Source organism: Enterobacter cloacae complex sp. SHL021, assembly GCF_049237765.1.
Taxonomy (GTDB): Bacteria; Pseudomonadota; Gammaproteobacteria; order Enterobacterales; family Enterobacteriaceae; genus Enterobacter; species Enterobacter cloacae.
In genome coordinates this window covers 113137-129594 of the sequence record NZ_JBMKJG010000003.1, presented here as the reverse complement: position 1 = coordinate 129594, position 16458 = coordinate 113137, and the positions used below count along the sequence as shown (strand labels likewise).

Genomic DNA, 16458 nt, shown 5'->3' with positions numbered 1-16458 from the left:
TCAGCAAAATGTGGAGTTTTTCTTTTCCGTTTCGCCTTTCCTTAACGCAATGTGCGGTTATAGTTTTCAAAGCATTTACAAAAGTTTTAACATATATGCACATGTTCCATTTGGTACGTTTCTTATCCTTAACCGGTTTATTTCATGAAAATCATTTCTGCCCATAGGGCTACGCTTCCACTGCTGCTGGCTCCTGTTATCTTTTCGCCCCTCACCGCAATGGGCGCGGATGAACAGACCCTGATCGTCAGCGCCACCCCACAAACGGTATCGGAGCTTGATACCCCGGCGGCGGTCAGCGTCGTGAACGGCGATGATATGCGTCACGCTGCGCCACGCATTAACCTCTCGGAATCGCTTGGTAGCGTCCCCGGCCTGCAAATTCAGAACCGCCAGAACTACGCCCAGGATCTGCAGCTGTCGATGCGAGGCTTTGGTGCCCGCTCCACCTTCGGGGTGCGCGGTATTCGAATGTACGTGGACGGGATCCCGGCGACCATGCCTGACGGCCAGGGCCAGACCTCTAACATCGATCTCTCCAGCGTTGAGAGCGTGGAAGTGCTGCGCGGCCCCTTCTCTGCCCTGTATGGCAACGCCTCCGGCGGCGTGATCAACATCAACACCCAGACCGGTCAACAGCCGCCGACCATTGAGGCCAGCAGCTATTACGGCAGTTACGGTACCTGGCGCTACGGGATGAAAGCCACCGGCGCGATGGGCGACGGCACACACGCGGGCGATGTGGATTACACCGTATCCACCACCCGCTTCACCACCAAAGGCTACCGCGATCACAGTGGTGCGCGGAAGAATCTCGCCAACGCCAAACTGGGCGTGCGGATTGACGATGCCAGCAAGCTGACGCTGATCTTTAACAGCGTGGACATGAAAGCCAACGATCCGGGTGGACTGAATTACCAGGAGTGGCAGGATAACCCGCGCCAGTCTCCGCGTGGCGATCAGTACAACACGCGCAAAACCATCAAGCAGACCCAGGCCGGGCTGCGCTATGACCGCCAGCTCAGCGCGCAGGACGATCTCAGCGTCATGATGTACGCTGGCGAGCGCGAAATGACCCAGTACCAGTCGATCCCTTATCAGCCACAGCTGCGCCCCTCCCACTCTGGCGGCGTGATTGATATGCAGCGTCACTATCAGGGCATCGATACACGCTGGACGCACCGCGGCGAACTGCTGGTGCCGGTGACCTTTACCACCGGCCTGAACTACGAAAACATGAGCGAAGATCGTCGCGGGTATGAGAACTTCGTGATGAACAACGGCGTACCGGAGTACGGCGTAAAAGGCGACAAGCGCCGCAACGAACGTAACCTGATGTGGAACGTCGATCCTTACCTGCAAACCCGCTGGCAGTTAACCCAGAAACTCTCTGTGGATGCCGGGGTACGTTACAGCTCCGTCTGGTTTGATTCCAACGATCATTACGTTACGCCAGGCAACGGCGACGACAGCGGCGACGCGAGCTATCACAAGTGGCTCCCGGCCGGGGCGGTGAAGTATGCCGTGACCGACGCGTGGAACCTTTACGCTGCGGCAGGTCGTGGATTTGAAACCCCCACCATCAATGAACTCTCCTACCGCGCGGATAACCAGGGCGGCCTGAACATTGGCCTGAAACCGTCCACCAACAATACCTATGAAGTGGGTAGCAAAACCCGCATCGGCAATGGCCTGCTGACCGCGGCCCTGTTCCGCACCGACACCGACGATGAAATTGTGGTGGATGCCAGCTCTGGCGGACGTACCAGCTACAAAAACGCCGGTAAAACCCGTCGTCAGGGGGTGGAAGTTTCCCTCGATCAGCAGTTTGCTGAAAACTGGAAGCTGAAAATGGCATGGACATATCTGGACGCCACCTACCGCACCAACGTCTGCGGTGATGACAACTGTAACGGCAACCGGATGCCGGGTATTGCCCGCAATATGGGCTTTGCTTCGTTTGGCTGGCAGCCTGAAGAAGGCTGGTACGCGGGTACCGACGTGCGTTACATGAGCGATATCATGGCCGACGACGAAAACACGGCAAAGGCTCCGTCTTACACGGTGGTCGGTCTGAATACCGGGTATAAGTTCAACTATGGCAACTGGGGCCTGGATCTCTTTGGTCGCGTTGATAACCTGTTCGACAAAACGTATGCCGGCTCGGTGATTGTCAACGAATCTAACGGACGTTATTACGAACCTGCTCCGGGTCGTAACTACGGCGTTGGCCTGTCGGTTGCTTATCGTTTCGAGTAGGACTAAAACAGGCATTTTATTGCCTGTTTTTCTCTTTCGTAATCTTAAATATCGTTCCTGATGGCGTAGAGCCATCAGGACTTATTCATAGAGCGAATGTTTTACGACGGAAATATAGATTGGCTACTAAATAATTCCTCAGCTAAAATATTGACGCTGTAAAAGTGAATTAGCTTCATCAATCAGTTTATCCACCGCTTTCTGGCTGGCTTCAACATCCCCTCTTTCCAGTGCCGCAAGTAACTCCTCGTTGTGATACGCCGACGCTTTGATGTCGTTGAGCTCCTGATGCAGATAGTTAATACAGGGCCCGATGCGTATCCACAGCTGCTCAATTAATGCGCTGAGCGTTGGCATCTCCGCATACTGATAAAGGGTGAACCGAAACACGCGATTCGCGTGCAGCGCCTGCTGAACATTGCCGTTGCGCATCGCCTCATGAAAGGCATCCGACATTTTGCGCAACGTCTCAAGCTTAGCTGGCGTCATATGCTGACAGGCGGCCGCTACCTCCATTGGTTCCAGTTGTTTCCTGATAGCGGTGATCTCGTTATAGCGTTCCAGCGTGACCTCCGGCACCAGAAACGCCTGCGCCGGTGTGGCCTGCAGCGCCCCAGAGGAGACCAGACGCAAAAGTGCCTCACGAACCGGTGTGATACTGGTTCCTAATTTATCGGCAATCTCTTTGGTAATCAGTCGAGCGCCAGGTTTCAACGAGCCTGTAATTAATGCTCCTTTCAAACTGATTTCAACTTGCATGGTAAGACTGATTCTTTGCGCTTTCTCTAAATGATCCAAATCAAGCATGTTCAATTCCTGTAGCTAAAACTTAATGCTATTTATTAACGTCAGTTTAAATAAACGACGTTGGTCCGATATATCCTGTATCGTCATGCCTGGTGGTGGGAAATGCGTATAAACATCAAAAAGTACAAACACGGTTTTTTATCGCTCTTTGGCTCATCCGCAAGGAAGGCACGAAAGCTGTGTAGGTTTAATTAAAGACAATATATCGTATCTTCACAAATAAATATGGCGGGTTACCCCGCCATAATCTTGTTTATTTATTGTCTGCCGCGACGCGAATCACGACTTTGCCAAAGTTTTTGCCTTCCAGAAGGCCAATCAGGGCATCCGGTGCGTTTTCCAGCCCGTCGGTCACCTGTTCACGATAGTGGATTTTACCCTCCTGCACCCAGCGCCCCATCTCTTCCTGGAACTCTTTGATACGGTGTCCGTAATCCTGGCCGATGATAAAACCCTGCATACGAATGCGTTTTTTCAGGATGGTGCCCATTAACAGCGGCAAACGATCCGGCCCCTCAGGCAGACCGGTGGCATTGTAGCCGCTCACCAGACCACATACCGGCACCCGCGCGGAGGTATTGAGCAGCGGGAGCACGGCGTCAAAGACCTTACCGCCAACGTTTTCATAATAGATATCAATACCGTTCGGGCAGGCGTTCTGAAGCTGCGTGGCAAAATCATCGGCATGATGATCCAGACACTGGTCAAAGCCCAGCACCTCAACGGCATGGCGGCATTTCTCTGCGCCTCCGGCCACACCGATGACCCGGCAGCCTTTGATTTTACCAATTTGCCCAACCGTCGCACCTACGGGCCCCGTTGCCGCGGCAACCACCAGGGTCTCACCCGCTTTGGGTTGCCCGATATCCAGCAGCCCCATGTAGGCGGTAAAGCCCGGCATCCCCAGAACGCCCAGCGCCCAGGAAGGATGGGAGGGATTTTCGCCCAGTTTGACCAGACCACTGCCGTCAGAGAGGTCGTACTCATGCCAGCCGCTGTATCCCAGCACCCATTCCCCTGCTTTAAAATCCGGATGACTGGACTGCTCAACGCGGCTGACCGTTCCGCCGACCATCACCGCACCAATTTCAACCGGCGGTGAATAGGATGGCGCATCGCTCATGCGGCCGCGCATGTACGGGTCAAGCGAAAGCCAGATCGTACGCAGCAGAACTTCTCCTGCCGCCGGTACCGGAACCGGCTGCTCTTCGAGACGAAAGTTATCCGCGACCGGCGCGCCGTGTGGACGCGAAGCCAGTACCCAGCGACGATTTTGCGAAACAGATTGATTCATCAGAGACTCCTTATGGTACAGATGTCCATTGATCCTGGCTCATGATCCGCCTGAGCGCCTTAACATTACGAGCCAGACTGGTTAAGACGAACCACCAGATAGACGCAGGGTTCATTGGTTTCGTTAATGAACCGACAGTCATTGGGCGGCCCGAGCTCCAGACAATCCCCGGCCTGCATTTCGTGGCGGGTGTCGCCTTCCTGAAAGACCAGCTCCCCGGACTGCAGCCAGATCAGCTGGCGGGCCAGCGCATAGGACGATGCGGGCATCGGCACATCGCTCCCGGCGGGCAGTTCAACCTGGACAAGATCGATGGGCAGATCGGTACGCGGTGAAACGTGGCGGCGCAGGTAATGGGTTTGCGGATCGCGCCAGACGGGCTGGTTAGCAAGGCGCAGCAGTTTACCCTCCTGCATCTCCGCTCTTGCTATCAGCGTTGACATGCTGATACCGAACGCGCCGGATAAGCGCGCAAGCAGCGTTGCCGTCGGGCTGCTGTCGCCGCGCTCAATTTTGTGGATCATGGCGCGCGAGACGCCTGCCCGATCGGCGAGTTCGCTCAGCGACCATCCGCGTGATTCGCGTTCAAGGCGAATTCTTGCGCTAATCCGTTGATTCATCGTGTCTGTTATGGTGTTCATGACGTCATACTATAGTGTATGAACGGTATTTCAATGAGGTTTTAATAACAAAAAAATCGAGCTTATACCGTAGCCATCTGTCCGGGTTGTTGTGTAATATCGTAGCAATAACGTAATAACATAGTAAACAACACATTCAGGGGTTCCATCATGATCGTTCGTCATGCCTGCAAAGAAGACTGCGCCGCTATTGGTGAAATTTACAACCACGCGGTGCTGCACACCGCCGCGATCTGGAACGATACCACGGTCGATACTGATAACCGTATCGCATGGTTTGAGGCCCGCACCCTCGCAGGTTATCCGGTGCTGGTAAGCGAAGAGAATGGCATCATCACCGGCTATGCCTCCTTCGGTGACTGGCGCGCCTTTGACGGTTTTCGTCATACGGTAGAGCACTCGGTTTACGTCCACCCGGATCACCAGGGCAAAGGCATTGGCCGTATGCTGATGAAGGCGTTGATTATTGAAGCCCGTGACATCGGCAAGCATGTGATGGTGGCGGGGATTGAAGCGCAGAACCACGCCTCCATCCATCTTCATCAGACGCTTGGCTTTGTTACAACGGGTCAGATGCCGCAGGTGGGCACCAAATTTGGCCGCTGGCTGGACTTAACCTTTATGCAGCTGCAGCTTGATGAGCGCAGCGATCCGGATGCGATTAAATGAACCAATCACTGGCGCTGGCTTTTCTGGTGGCGGCGGGCATTGGCCTGGTGGTGCAAAATACCCTGATGGTGCGCATCACCCAGTCCTCCTCCACCATACTCATTGCGATGCTGCTGAACTCGCTGGTCGGCATTGTGTTGTTTGTCAGCATTCTGCTGTTTAAACAAGGGGTCGCGGGGTTTAGCGAGCTGGCATCCACGGTGCGCTGGTGGACGTTGATCCCCGGGTTGCTGGGTTCATTTTTTGTTTTTGCCAGCATCAGCGGTTACCAGAATGTTGGCGCGGCGACAACCATCGCCGTGCTGGTGGCAAGCCAGCTCATCGGCGGGCTGATAATGGACGTGCTAAAAAGCCATGGCATCCCTCTGCGGGCGCTGATCGGCCCGGTGTGCGGTGCAGTGATGCTGGTGGTGGGCGCGTGGCTGGTGGCCCGACGCCAGTTTTGAACATTACAGAATAACGCCGCCTTTGGTGAGCTGCTCCTGGCGCGCCTCCATCTCTTCTTTATGCTGCTTACCGTGGTGCGATATCGCGGTACGCAGGCGCTGCTGCTGGGTATAGCGTTCTTCGCGGCTCAGCTCAGCATCATCGCTCAGTTCAATCAGCAGTTCGTTCATATGTGCAATGACGCTTTCGTCAATCGCGGCATCCACGCGGGCGATAACTTCGTTTAAATGTGACATTGTCACTCCTTTTCCGTTGCCGGGTGGCGCTGCGCTTACCGGGCCTACGGGGCATGAGTTGGCCGGGTAAGGCGTAGCCGCCACCCGGCTATAAATGTTTAGTTCAGCTTCGCTTTTGAGAAATCACTGCCCATCAGGCTCACGCTGTAACCCGTGACGTTGCTGCGGGTTGCATAGAACGTTTTGCCGTTTGCCAGCGCAATCCACGGCGCCTGCTGATAGAAAATCTCCTGCGCCTGGCTATACAGCTTCGCACGATCGTCCGGGTTGCTGGTCAGTTTGGCTTTCTGCACCAGGGCATCATAATCCTTATTACACCAGCGCGCAGCGTTGGAGCCGGTTTTGATGCTATTGCAGCCCAGCAGCACATCGGCAAAGTTATCCGGATCGCCGTTATCCGACATCCAGCCGAATAGCGCGGAGTCGTGCTCGCCTTTACGCATTCCGGAAAGATACTCTCCCCACTCGTAAGAGACGATTTTGGCCTTCACGCCCACTTTCGCCCAGTCGCTCTGGATCATCTCGGCAATACGGCGGGAGTTCGGGTTGTACGGACGCTGTACCGGCATTGACCACAGCGTGACCTCCACGCCCTTCTCCAGTCCGGCCTGCTTCAGCAGGGCTTTCGCTTTTTCCGGGTCGTAGCTGTAATCCTTCAGATCTTTATTAAAGCCCATCATATTTGGCGGAATTGGAGATTTCGCGACCGTACCGGAGCCCATAAAGACGGCGTTAACGATGGTCTTTTTGTCGGTGGCGTAGTTCAGCGCCTGGCGCACCAGCACGTTATCAAACGGCTTTTTCTCGGTATTGAACGCCAGATACCCCACGTTCAGCGCATCGACGGTGTGCAGCGTCAGGTCTTTGTTGTTCTTAATGACGTCAAACTGCACCGGAGATGGCGCAGGAATGATCTGGCACTCATTGGTTTGCAGTTTCGCCAGACGAGTCTCCACGTTTGGCGTGATGGAGAAGATCAGGTGTTTGGTCGGGACCGGGCCTTCCCAGTAGTTCGGGTTAGCCACATAGCGGATCAGAGAATCCACTTTGTACTGCTGGAGTACATAGGGGCCGGTTCCGATTGGCCAGGTGTCGACGTTCTCAGGCGTCCCTTTTTTCAGCATTGCATCCGCATATTCGGCAGACAAAATGGAGGCAAAATCCATGCCCCAGTCGGCCAGGAAAGCGGCGTTCGGTTCACTGAGGGTGAACTGAACATGATAATCATCGACCTTTTTAACGTCCTGGATCAGCTTATCGAGGCCGACGTCGTTAAAGTATTCGTAATTGCCCTGCGACACATTGTGATACGGGTGTTTAGGGTCTTTCTGACGCATGACCGAGAAAATAACGTCATCGGCATTAAAGTCGCGCGTCGGTTTGAAGTATTTGTTGCTGTTGAACTTCACCCCTTTACGCAGCGTAAAGGTATAGGTCTTGCCGTCCGGTGAAATCGTCCAGGATTCCGCCAGAGACGGAACCGGGGTGTTTTTCACCGGGTCGAAATTGATCAGGCGGTTATAGAGTACCTGAGAGCTGGCGACGAATGACGGGCCTGAGCTGGCAATTTGCGGGTTGAACGACTCGGGGGACGCTTCAGAACAGTAAATAAGGGTGTCGTTGTTTGCCGCCCATGCGGCACCGGCTGGTAAAATAGCGCTCAGCGCAAGGGCGAGCAGTTTTTTCCCTGTAGACATGGTTATAACCCTGACAGTTTTATTATATAGGACAGTAATAACAGCACAGCCGCTATAAGCTGGCAAATAACGAAACACTATCAGGTTATTCTAAAGCCGCGTTTTTCGCTGGTTTTACAGCCAGTGCCGAAAAAGTTGATTTGTCTTAAGTTCCATTATCCGTCAAGCACAACCGTCACGATCTATGCCGCAAGAAATCGGCGCTTTTAGCGTCTCTTCCTCCGTTTGTTTGCTTTCCGGTTTCGTTAAAGTAACGGTGTGAAGAAGTATATGGGATCAAATCGTGGCAAAAACTCTTTTACGCAGCGGTAATCTGGATGATTTTCAGGCCGTTGGCGGCGGCGGACAAGCCGTTTTTGAATCAGCGTTGCAAATACGTGAAGCACTCCGGTTGCGCAAAAAGCAGGCCATTGTCGACTGTCTGGCCATTCCGCAGGTCAACGACGGCGGTGACCGCGTGGACTGGTACTCTCCGGTGGAAGGTAGCGTCACCAGCTGGAAAACGGCCAATGAAGATGACCGTTTTCGCGCCCTACGCTATCTGGAAAATACCCTTGCCAGCGTTGAATCGCTGAGTAAGAAATGCCTCCAGTCGCCTAAAACCGCACAACAGCTTTTTGGCTCCTTGCTGTCGAAAGCCTTCCAGTTCCCGAGCGAAAATTTCCTTTATCTGGTCGACGGTAAACCGGTCATTGCGTTCTGGGGATTTGTAAACCTGAACGAAAATGCACGCGATGACGTACTCGACTGCCTGCGCGAATCGCTGATCCCTGAGCCCGCGCCGGTGGTGATTGAAGATCCTGAACCGGAACCTGAACCGACCCCGGCCGTCACCTTTGAACACGCTGACGAACCTTTGATCGCCCCGGCCACGGTTGTGCGCATTACGCCTGAAGCGCTGTATGAGCCCGAGCCCGCGCCAGCCGTTGCGCCGCCTGTTGAAGAGCCTGCTCCTGCGCCCGTCGTGAAAAAGCGTCGCGTGCCCTTATGGTCGCTGCCGGTTGCCGCTGTGATCGTTGCCGCCATTGCCGCCCCGCTGCTGTGGCCAAAACAGGCCCCTTCGGCAGAGCCCGCGCCAGCCGCCGCCCCGGCACCACAACCCGTGGCGATTGCCCCAAAACCGATTAAAGCGGTTGAACCACTGGCGATGAACCTGCCGCTGCATCAGGCTGAGGTGGTAGAGAATAAAGCGAAGGAACCCGATCCCGCTCCGGTGTCTGCCCCGGTGGTGATTGCCGCGATCCCGAAAGATGCCATGGTCATGGAGGCCGGTCAGGTCAAAGCGGGCTCGACGCGTTTCCTGAACGGCACCTGGCGCGCCATTCTTGACGTAAAAGATCCGGTGACCGGCAAACCGCCGTCACTGCGCTATCAGATCCAGAACAACAAAGGCTTCGCCCGTGTTGTGCATGGCGATAATGTTGTGTGCCGCGTAGAGGTTTTCTCCGGCCTGCACAGCAATGGCGAGCTGATGATTAAGAGTCGCGGCAATGCACGCTGCACAGACGGTTCCCGCTACCCGATGCCGGAAGTCTCCTGTAAAGCAGGCACCAGCGATGTCGCCGAATGCAATGCCCGTTATGATGCAAAAACCGTCGTTCCACTGACGTTTAAGAAAGCAGGTGCCTGATCCTATGCTGGTAAATCTTTGCGACTATAAACAGAGCGTTACGCTTATTGCCAACAGCGGTGTACAGTTCCTCGATTTCGGTCTGACCCCGCAGGACACCGCCAGCAACGGGCGTTTCGTGCGTAAAACCGCGAACGGCCCGCTTTTGCGCCTTGATTTCGACCTGGTTAACGGGCGTTACACCCTGCCCGGCACGGACGGCGGCCAACCTGAGGTGGTCAAGCCTGAGACAACCATCGCGCTGCATCAGTCCCTGGCCGTGCTGGATGGCGTCTGGCTCCCCGTTCCGTTCCTGCGCTTCAACCCGCCGCGAACCTTTGTTGACGGCCCGGACAACTGGGCGCGCGTTCAGGTCCGCAAGCTGGAGACGCCGGACACCGCAGGCAACACCCATCGCGTCACCCTCGCCCTCGACAGCCAGATTGCGGAGCATGCCACCTCCGCGCTGTCGCCGGTGGAAAACGATATTCTTAACGGGACCCGCTTCGCGCTGGCCTGGCGCGATGCCGAAGTTGAAAATTTCCTCGACCAGACGTGGATAGATGGCTGGCTGCGCGAAGCGTTCACGCAGTACGCCTCGGACGTTGAACACCGTTCAGAACGCGATCTGCAGCAGGCCATGCGCAGCTTTGAATATCAGGCACACTGGCTGAATGTGCTGACCATGCTTGGTGAACAGCTCACTGTGCCGGAAGTCAAATTTGTCACCCATACGCTCAGCACGCCTGCCATTCCGGTCGATTTGATCCTCGACGTGGGCAACACCCATACCTGCGGCGTGATTATTGAAGATCACGGCGACGCTAACGACGGTCTGCGCCAGACGGCCGAGTTGCAGGTGCGCTCTTTAAGCGAGCCGCAGTTCCTCAATGAGCCCCTGTTTACCAGCCGCCTGGAGTTCTCGGAAGCACGCTTTGGCAAACAGCACTTCTCGGTTGAAAGCGGTCGCGAGGATGCCTTCGTCTGGCCTTCTATTGTCCGGGTTGGCGATGAGGCGCGTAAGCTGGCCATGCAGCGTCTGGGGACTGAAGGTAACAGCGGTATCTCCAGCCCGCGTCGCTACCTGTGGGATGAGACGCCGGTGGTGCAGGACTGGCGTTTCAGCCAGATGAACAGCAAAACCCAACGCGAGCCGCTGGCGACCGCGTTCCCGCTGATGAACCTGATGAATGATGACGGCGAACCGCTGTTTACGCTGCCCCAGGACGAGCGTCTGCCGGTTTTCTCCCCGCAGTACAGCCGCAGCACCCTGATGACCCATATGCTGTGCGAGCTGCTGGCACAGGCGCTGGGCCAGATCAACAGCGTCGCCACGCGCTTGCGTCTGGGCTTCCCGGCGTCTCCGCGCCAGCTGCGCACGCTGATCCTCACGCTGCCCTCGGCGATGCCGAAGCAGGAGCGCGAAATCTTCCGTCGCCGCATGTTTGAAGCGATTGCCATCGTCTGGAAAGCGATGGGATGGCATCCGCAGGATGAAGACTTTGCCACCCGCAAGCAGCAGGATAAAAGCGTGGTGCCGGTGCCTGAGATCCAGATGGAGTGGGATGAAGCGAGCTGCGGGCAACTGGTCTGGCTTTACAACGAAGCGATCTCCCGTTTTGGTGGTCAGACGGAAGCCTTCTTCGCCTCCCTCGCCCGCCCGGATCGTGAACCCGAGCCTGGTGTCCAGCCGGGTCGCGCGCTGCGCGTCGCTTCTATCGACATTGGCGGCGGCACCACAGATATGGCGATCACCCACTATCAGCTGGATGACGGCTCCGGGAATAACGTAAAAATCACGCCACAACTTCTCTTCCGCGAAGGGTTTAAAGTGGCCGGCGACGACACGCTGCTGGACGTTATCCAGCGCTATGTGTTGCCAGCCCTGAAAACGCAGTTGCAGAAGTCCGGCATTGCGGACGCGTCTCTGCTGATGGCGTCGTTGTTCGGTGACTCCGGGCGTATTGATACCCAGGCGGTATTGCGCCAGCAGACCGCACTTCAGCTCTTTATGCCGATCGGTCATGCGATCCTTGCCGCGTGGGAATCCAGCGACATTGACGATCCGCTGGCCGGTTTGCATGCCACCTTTGGCGATCTGCTGCCGCAGAAGCCGACCCGCAACGTGATGAACTACCTGCAGCAGGCTGTCGACCATGCCCTGCCTGCTGGCTCTGAAGCCTTCGACCTGTTTGCCGTGCCGCTGCATGTGAATTTTCGCGAAATGCAGGATGCGATGCTGGCGGGTCAGTTCACGCTGGCCTCTCCGCTCCATGCGGTATGCGAAGCGATCTCTCATTACAGCTGCGATATTTTGCTGATCACCGGTCGTCCGGGGTGCCTGCCGGGCGTGCAGGCGCTGATCCGCCATCTCCAGCCCGTGCCAGTCAATCGTATCGTATGGCTGGATAAATACCAGGTTCATGAGTGGTATCCGTTCAGCCAGCAGGGTCGCATCGGCAACCCGAAATCGACCGCCGCCGTTGGGGCCATGCTCTGCAGCCTGGCGCTCGATTTGCGTCTGCCGCGCTTTAACTTTAAGGCGGCCGATATTGGCGCTTACTCCACCGTGCGCTATCTGGGCGTGCTGGATAACACCGTTAACACGCTGCGTGAGGAAAACGTCTGGTATCAGGATATCGACCTGGATAAACCTGGCGCAAAACTCGACGCCCGCTTGCATTTCCCGCTGCGTGGGAACGTCACGCTTGGCTTCCGCCAGCTGGCGAACGCACGCTGGCCAGCGACGCCGCTGTACACCCTGAGTATCAACTCGGCGGAACTGGCCAAAGCGATTGCTGGCGACGGCGTGCTGAACGTACGGCTTAAGCTCTGCGGAGGCAGCAAGCACGAAGGCCCGGAATCTTTCGAGCTGAGCGACGCCTGGCTGCAGGATGGAACCCCTGTCCCACCAGACGCCTTAACCTTCAAACTGAATACCCTGGCCGATCGCCGTCATAGCGGTAGCCACTACTGGATCGACAGCGGGAGTGTATACCTGAAATGAGTGCAACGATGACCACCACGCAGGCCTTAATCGGGTGGATTAACGAGACGCGCCTGCACGCCCCGGTGCTGGATAACGATGCCGACGCCCTGCTGGCCCGTATCAATGCGGCGCAGGCGCGGGAGCAGGCCATTGAACAGGCCCTGACCCGGCGGAGCAGCATTGGTCTGTATGGCCACTCCCAAAGCGCCAAAGCGCATCTGTTGCTGTCCCTGTGCGGCAACGGTAACGGGCGGCTGAACGTCACCCCCGGGCAACGCACGTTTGACTACTTCTCACATATCAACCCGGGACATGCCCTGACCAACATGGCACTGCGCTTCACCACTGAAAGCACAGCGGTGGACGATGAGGCTTTCCCGCTACGTCTGAGCCTGGTCACCGAGGCCGAGCTGGTGCAGCTGTTTATTGCCCGCACCACCTTACACCCGCAGATCCGCGCCGTGGATAAGGCCGTTATCGAGACGCGCCTTGAGAAGTGGCGCGGCCTGCGTCAGCCGCAGGGTGTACCGGGCATAACGGCGCAGGAAGTGGGCGCGATTGCCCGCTTCTGGCAGAGCACGGTACCTGCCGCCAGACAGCAAATTGATGATGTGCTGTGGCATCAGTTTGCGCAACTGGTGCCATCGCTTGATCTCACCGCTCGGGCCAGCGTCTGGTCGCTTTTGTGGGGTGAGCAACAGGAACTGACCCAGCAGTGGTTAAAGCTCGCCCATGTTCTGCACCAGACCAGCCACGCCAGCGAACTTGCCGCCCCGCTCAGCCTGCTGGTGGATAACTTTGGTCTGCCGGGCGAAGGCTTCCTGACCCATGGCACCTTTACCCTTCCGGACGCTCAGGAGACGCTGCTGCATCCCCTGAACAACGGCGAGATGCTTAATGCTATTAGCCTCCCCGTCGATGTACTGGCATTCCTGACGCGTGAACTGGTACTGCCTGTCGAGAGCAGCGCGCTGGATAACGTCGATATTATTGATATCCCGGTATTTGCAGACAACAGCGCCGATCCGCTAAGCCAGGCCAAATGTCAGTGGCTGCTGGAACACTATCGCCAGCAGTTGCAGCCAGATGTGCTGGTGATCTGCAATGCGGCCGCGCAGCACGACCAGACGGCAAAAAAAGCAAAGGTACTGATGAACTGGGTCAAAGAGACGCAGCCTGCGGAGGAAACAGCCCTGCCGGGTCTGGTGTGGGCGATTACGCCTCACGACGCGCGTTTTACCACCCGGCAGAATCTCGATGAAGCGGTCCAGCATCTGCTGGGTAAACCGGGCCTGCGCTGGGGCACGCTGCAGGCGCTGGACAGCCACAGCATGCAGCGCGTCATCGAGTGGCTGTCACAGGCCACGATACCTGCCCAGCGACAGAAACGTCTTAACACGCTGAAAACGGCGCTGCGCCAGGAGCTGTCGGCTTTAATGCAAAGCTATCTGGCACCGCTGGTTGAGGAGCCTGCAGCAAGACGAACTCAGGCCGAGAACATGGTTCGTACCCTGCAAAGCAGCGCTGCCCGCCACGGCGAATTGCTCGAAGGGCTTCTGCCTCCGCTCAAAGCCTTCGAAACGCTTCTGGCCGTCCAGCAACCGCGCGAGGAGCAGGTCAACGGTCTGTTTACGGATACCATCGATCTGTTTGCCGATAATGCGCAGGAAAGTGCCGGCACGTTCCAGACAAAAGATAAAGCGCGCCTGGCGCATAAAGTGTGGATGAACCATTTGCGTCAGTGGAGTCGTAATGACGCAGCGGCCACACGCCTGGGTCTTGAGCCTGCGGTGTTACAGCAAATTGCCGAGGTTCTGGTGGTCGCCAGCTACCGTCTTAACCTGCCTCAGCAGCTTCAGCGTATTGTCGAAACCGACAAGAGCAGCGCCGCACAGCTGCATGCGGTGATAGGTAATTTCGTTGGCTGGCTGGGTTACGACCAGACGCCTGTTGCTGAACGTCCGGCAAGCCGCATCCGTAAGGGGCTGGCAATCTTTGTTACGCCCGTGGTTAGCTGCGCTGCGCCGCGCCTGACGCGCCTGGGGGAACAACCTGTCCATGCGGCCACCGCGTACGTTTACGACTGGCTGGTTGCCCTCTATAGCCGGGCAATAGAGAACATTGACTATCAGCACCCGCATGATGTTCAGCCTGACGCACGTCGGGCACTTCGGGCTTTAATCATGTAGCAGCCTTTGTTGCCGGGTGGCGCTGCGCTTACCCGGCCAACATTCCGCAACGATAATCACGCCGGCATACACTCCGCTAACGTCTGCGCCAGTGCCGACGGGTTTTCCCACGACATGGAGTGCCCCGCAGCAGGGATGATTTTGACCTCTACGCCCTTCTGCTTCAGGCGCTCCACATCGTCATCCGGCAAAGAGAGCTCGCCAAAAATCAACGTCACCGGGCAAGGCAGCGACAGAAATTGCGTTTCCCAGTCTGGCTCAACGCCCGCCACCAGGCTCGATGCGCCGCGCCAGACAGCATAAGGTGCATTACTTTGGAGGCACCCGGCCCACGCCGTTTTTTCTGCACAGAGCATGGCCTGATATCCCTGTTCCAGAAACTGCTGTTCCGTTTGTGCGGCAATCGAGCGGCTGAACATCCCACCCCCGGCATGAAAATTGGGTTCCGACACCATCAGCCCTTTAACACGCGATGCCAGCAGCCCCGCCGCTTCAATGGCGATGCTGCCGCCCATGCTGTGACCGTACAGCCAGAAGGCATCGAGCTTGAGATGATCCATCAGTTCAGCCACAACGCGGGCCTGATCGGTAGTTTTGTAGCTGTAGTGCTCAGGCTTATCGCTGTAACCGCTGCCGGGTAAATCGATGAGAATCGTTCTGCCCCCGCCAAACTGAGGGTCACGAACGACGCGGGGATATTCATAGGACGAGGCGCAGCCCAATCCGTGGATGAAGACAACGGGATCGCCGGTGCCGGGCAAATCATGCCAGCGGACGGTGCAACCCGCATGTTGCGAGTAAAAACTGTTCATAAGCACTCCTTTTACGATGTACTGTTTATTTATACAGTTATCGTAGCGGGAATGCCATGTTCATCGTTTAAAAATGGAAGCGTGCTTCAGAAAAGCGAGACCAGCAGCGCAACGGGGAAGCTCATCGGCCAGGTCGACCCTACCAGAAACGCGCTGAGCAGGCGGATGCGTTTACGATCTTTAGACAGGAACCAGGTGATTAATGCGCAGATAGAAGCCATGATTGCGTAAAAAACCAACATCTTTTGATACAACGTCATTCTGTATTCCAGAGCCGAAAAAATAACCGCACGCAATATGCGTCATATGTTGATACAGATCAAGTTTTTTCGTTACAGAATAACCACTTAAATATTAAGGCTAATAACAAATGAGTATATTGCGTTACAACTATGCCCTGACAAGGATCCGTCTTCGAAAACCATGCATGACAAGATTAAGGTTGCACTTCGACTCTTTAATCCCTCTGGCTTCGATGCTCATGGTTACCTCAAGGCAACAAAAAACCCCGCCTGAGCGAGGTTTGGCATCTTTTCAATGGTGAATTAAAAAGGGAGCATTGCGCGGATTTCAGTGTGCCAATTATGAAAGGCAGGTAGGTCATCTAATAACCAGAAACCTAAACCAAGTACTGCAGCACTTATCATTATTTGAGCAATAACGTTAAACCAGTATTCAATAGGTTTAGTGTCTTTGTGTATATATTCCTTTCGCATCGTTCCCTTGAAGGTTTTAGTGTAGACACCTCGTCGCAAAAAGATAATCGACTGAACAAGCATAAAGGGGCAGATCAGAAAAATTGCACATAC

Annotated in this window: 13 protein-coding genes; 6 read left to right on the top strand and 7 right to left on the bottom strand. The window is 55.9% G+C overall.

Annotation, left to right across the window (positions count from 1 at the left end; translation table 11 throughout):
- Positions 1 to 144 precede the first annotated feature (144 nt).
- A complete protein-coding gene (gene pqqU, locus ACOTZF_RS04165) occupies positions 145 to 2259 on the top strand; it encodes a TonB-dependent receptor PqqU (protein ID WP_040022667.1) in 2115 nt (704 codons plus the stop codon).
- A 138-nt stretch (positions 2260 to 2397) separates the two neighbouring features.
- On the opposite strand, the gene ACOTZF_RS04160 is transcribed toward pqqU, so the two are convergent.
- The 3 genes from ACOTZF_RS04160 to ACOTZF_RS04150 form a co-directional block, all read right to left on the bottom strand.
- Entirely contained in the window at positions 2398 to 3066 is a 669-nt protein-coding gene (locus tag ACOTZF_RS04160) for a GntR family transcriptional regulator (protein ID WP_129317808.1), read from the bottom strand.
- A 253-nt stretch (positions 3067 to 3319) separates the two neighbouring features.
- Positions 3320 to 4360: an NADP-dependent oxidoreductase gene (locus ACOTZF_RS04155; RefSeq protein ID WP_129317807.1), complete on the bottom strand. Its 1041-nt coding sequence runs from the start codon at positions 4358 to 4360 to the stop codon at positions 3320 to 3322.
- Between the two features lie 65 nt (positions 4361 to 4425).
- On the bottom strand, positions 4426 to 5001 hold the full coding sequence (locus ACOTZF_RS04150) for a helix-turn-helix domain-containing protein (RefSeq protein ID WP_013096486.1): 576 nt from the start codon (positions 4999 to 5001) through the stop codon (positions 4426 to 4428).
- A gap of 150 nt (positions 5002 to 5151) precedes the next feature.
- On the opposite strand from ACOTZF_RS04150, the gene ACOTZF_RS04145 reads away from it, so the two are divergent.
- The gene (locus ACOTZF_RS04145) at positions 5152 to 5670 is read left to right on the top strand and encodes a GNAT family N-acetyltransferase (RefSeq protein ID WP_013096485.1); all 519 of its coding nucleotides are present in this window, start codon (positions 5152 to 5154) and stop codon (positions 5668 to 5670) included.
- Positions 5667 to 6116, top strand: a complete 450-nt coding sequence (locus tag ACOTZF_RS04140) for a DMT family transporter (protein WP_114518833.1) — start codon at positions 5667 to 5669, stop codon at positions 6114 to 6116. The genes ACOTZF_RS04145 and ACOTZF_RS04140 overlap by 4 nt, the downstream gene beginning before the upstream one ends.
- Positions 6117 to 6119: 3 nt before the next feature.
- Here the strand turns inward: ACOTZF_RS04140 and ACOTZF_RS04135 are convergent, their stop codons facing one another.
- Together ACOTZF_RS04135 and ACOTZF_RS04130 are read right to left on the bottom strand one after the other, a co-directional pair.
- A complete protein-coding gene (locus ACOTZF_RS04135) occupies positions 6120 to 6353 on the bottom strand; it encodes a YdcY family protein (RefSeq protein WP_013096483.1) in 234 nt (77 codons plus the stop codon).
- 98 nt (positions 6354 to 6451) lie between these two features.
- A complete protein-coding gene (locus tag ACOTZF_RS04130) occupies positions 6452 to 8050 on the bottom strand; it encodes an ABC transporter substrate-binding protein (RefSeq protein ID WP_421636046.1) in 1599 nt (532 codons plus the stop codon).
- Positions 8051 to 8333: 283 nt separating this feature from the next.
- Here ACOTZF_RS04130 and ACOTZF_RS04125 point away from each other — a divergent pair, with 283 nt between their 5' ends.
- Genes ACOTZF_RS04125 through ACOTZF_RS04115 form a run of 3 tightly spaced genes read left to right on the top strand, consistent with a single transcriptional unit; the run spans position 8334 to position 14837 of the window.
- Complete coding sequence (locus tag ACOTZF_RS04125; RefSeq protein ID WP_348563168.1) at positions 8334 to 9680, top strand: SrfA family protein; 1347 nt, start codon at positions 8334 to 8336, stop codon at positions 9678 to 9680.
- A gap of 4 nt (positions 9681 to 9684) precedes the next feature.
- Positions 9685 to 12666 (top strand): virulence factor SrfB, encoded by a 2982-nt coding sequence (locus ACOTZF_RS04120; RefSeq protein ID WP_129317719.1) that lies wholly within the window; start codon positions 9685 to 9687, stop codon positions 12664 to 12666.
- Positions 12663 to 14837, top strand: a complete 2175-nt coding sequence (locus tag ACOTZF_RS04115) for a virulence factor SrfC family protein (protein ID WP_129251751.1) — start codon at positions 12663 to 12665, stop codon at positions 14835 to 14837. The genes ACOTZF_RS04120 and ACOTZF_RS04115 overlap by 4 nt, the downstream gene beginning before the upstream one ends.
- Positions 14838 to 14893: 56 nt before the next feature.
- Here the strand turns inward: ACOTZF_RS04115 and ACOTZF_RS04110 are convergent, their stop codons facing one another.
- On the bottom strand, positions 14894 to 15649 hold the full coding sequence (locus ACOTZF_RS04110) for an alpha/beta fold hydrolase (RefSeq protein ID WP_040023761.1): 756 nt from the start codon (positions 15647 to 15649) through the stop codon (positions 14894 to 14896).
- A gap of 86 nt (positions 15650 to 15735) precedes the next feature.
- Positions 15736 to 15909: a GhoT/OrtT family toxin gene (locus ACOTZF_RS04105; RefSeq protein WP_013096478.1), complete on the bottom strand. Its 174-nt coding sequence runs from the start codon at positions 15907 to 15909 to the stop codon at positions 15736 to 15738.
- Positions 15910 to 16458: the final 549 nt, after the last annotated feature.

Coding starts and splice junctions, on each gene's coding strand:
- pqqU (WP_040022667.1), top strand. CDS start 145: ATGAAAATCATTTCTGCCCATAGGGCTACGCTTCCACTGCTGCTGGCT.
- ACOTZF_RS04160 (WP_129317808.1), bottom strand. CDS start 3,066: ATGCTTGATTTGGATCATTTAGAGAAAGCGCAAAGAATCAGTCTTACC.
- ACOTZF_RS04155 (WP_129317807.1), bottom strand. CDS start 4,360: ATGAATCAATCTGTTTCGCAAAATCGTCGCTGGGTACTGGCTTCGCGT.
- ACOTZF_RS04150 (WP_013096486.1), bottom strand. CDS start 5,001: ATGAACACCATAACAGACACGATGAATCAACGGATTAGCGCAAGAATT.
- ACOTZF_RS04145 (WP_013096485.1), top strand. CDS start 5,152: ATGATCGTTCGTCATGCCTGCAAAGAAGACTGCGCCGCTATTGGTGAA.
- ACOTZF_RS04140 (WP_114518833.1), top strand. CDS start 5,667: ATGAACCAATCACTGGCGCTGGCTTTTCTGGTGGCGGCGGGCATTGGC.
- ACOTZF_RS04135 (WP_013096483.1), bottom strand. CDS start 6,353: ATGTCACATTTAAACGAAGTTATCGCCCGCGTGGATGCCGCGATTGAC.
- ACOTZF_RS04130 (WP_421636046.1), bottom strand. CDS start 8,050: ATGTCTACAGGGAAAAAACTGCTCGCCCTTGCGCTGAGCGCTATTTTA.
- ACOTZF_RS04120 (WP_129317719.1), top strand. CDS start 9,685: ATGCTGGTAAATCTTTGCGACTATAAACAGAGCGTTACGCTTATTGCC.
- ACOTZF_RS04115 (WP_129251751.1), top strand. CDS start 12,663: ATGAGTGCAACGATGACCACCACGCAGGCCTTAATCGGGTGGATTAAC.
- ACOTZF_RS04110 (WP_040023761.1), bottom strand. CDS start 15,649: ATGAACAGTTTTTACTCGCAACATGCGGGTTGCACCGTCCGCTGGCAT.
- ACOTZF_RS04105 (WP_013096478.1), bottom strand. CDS start 15,909: ATGACGTTGTATCAAAAGATGTTGGTTTTTTACGCAATCATGGCTTCT.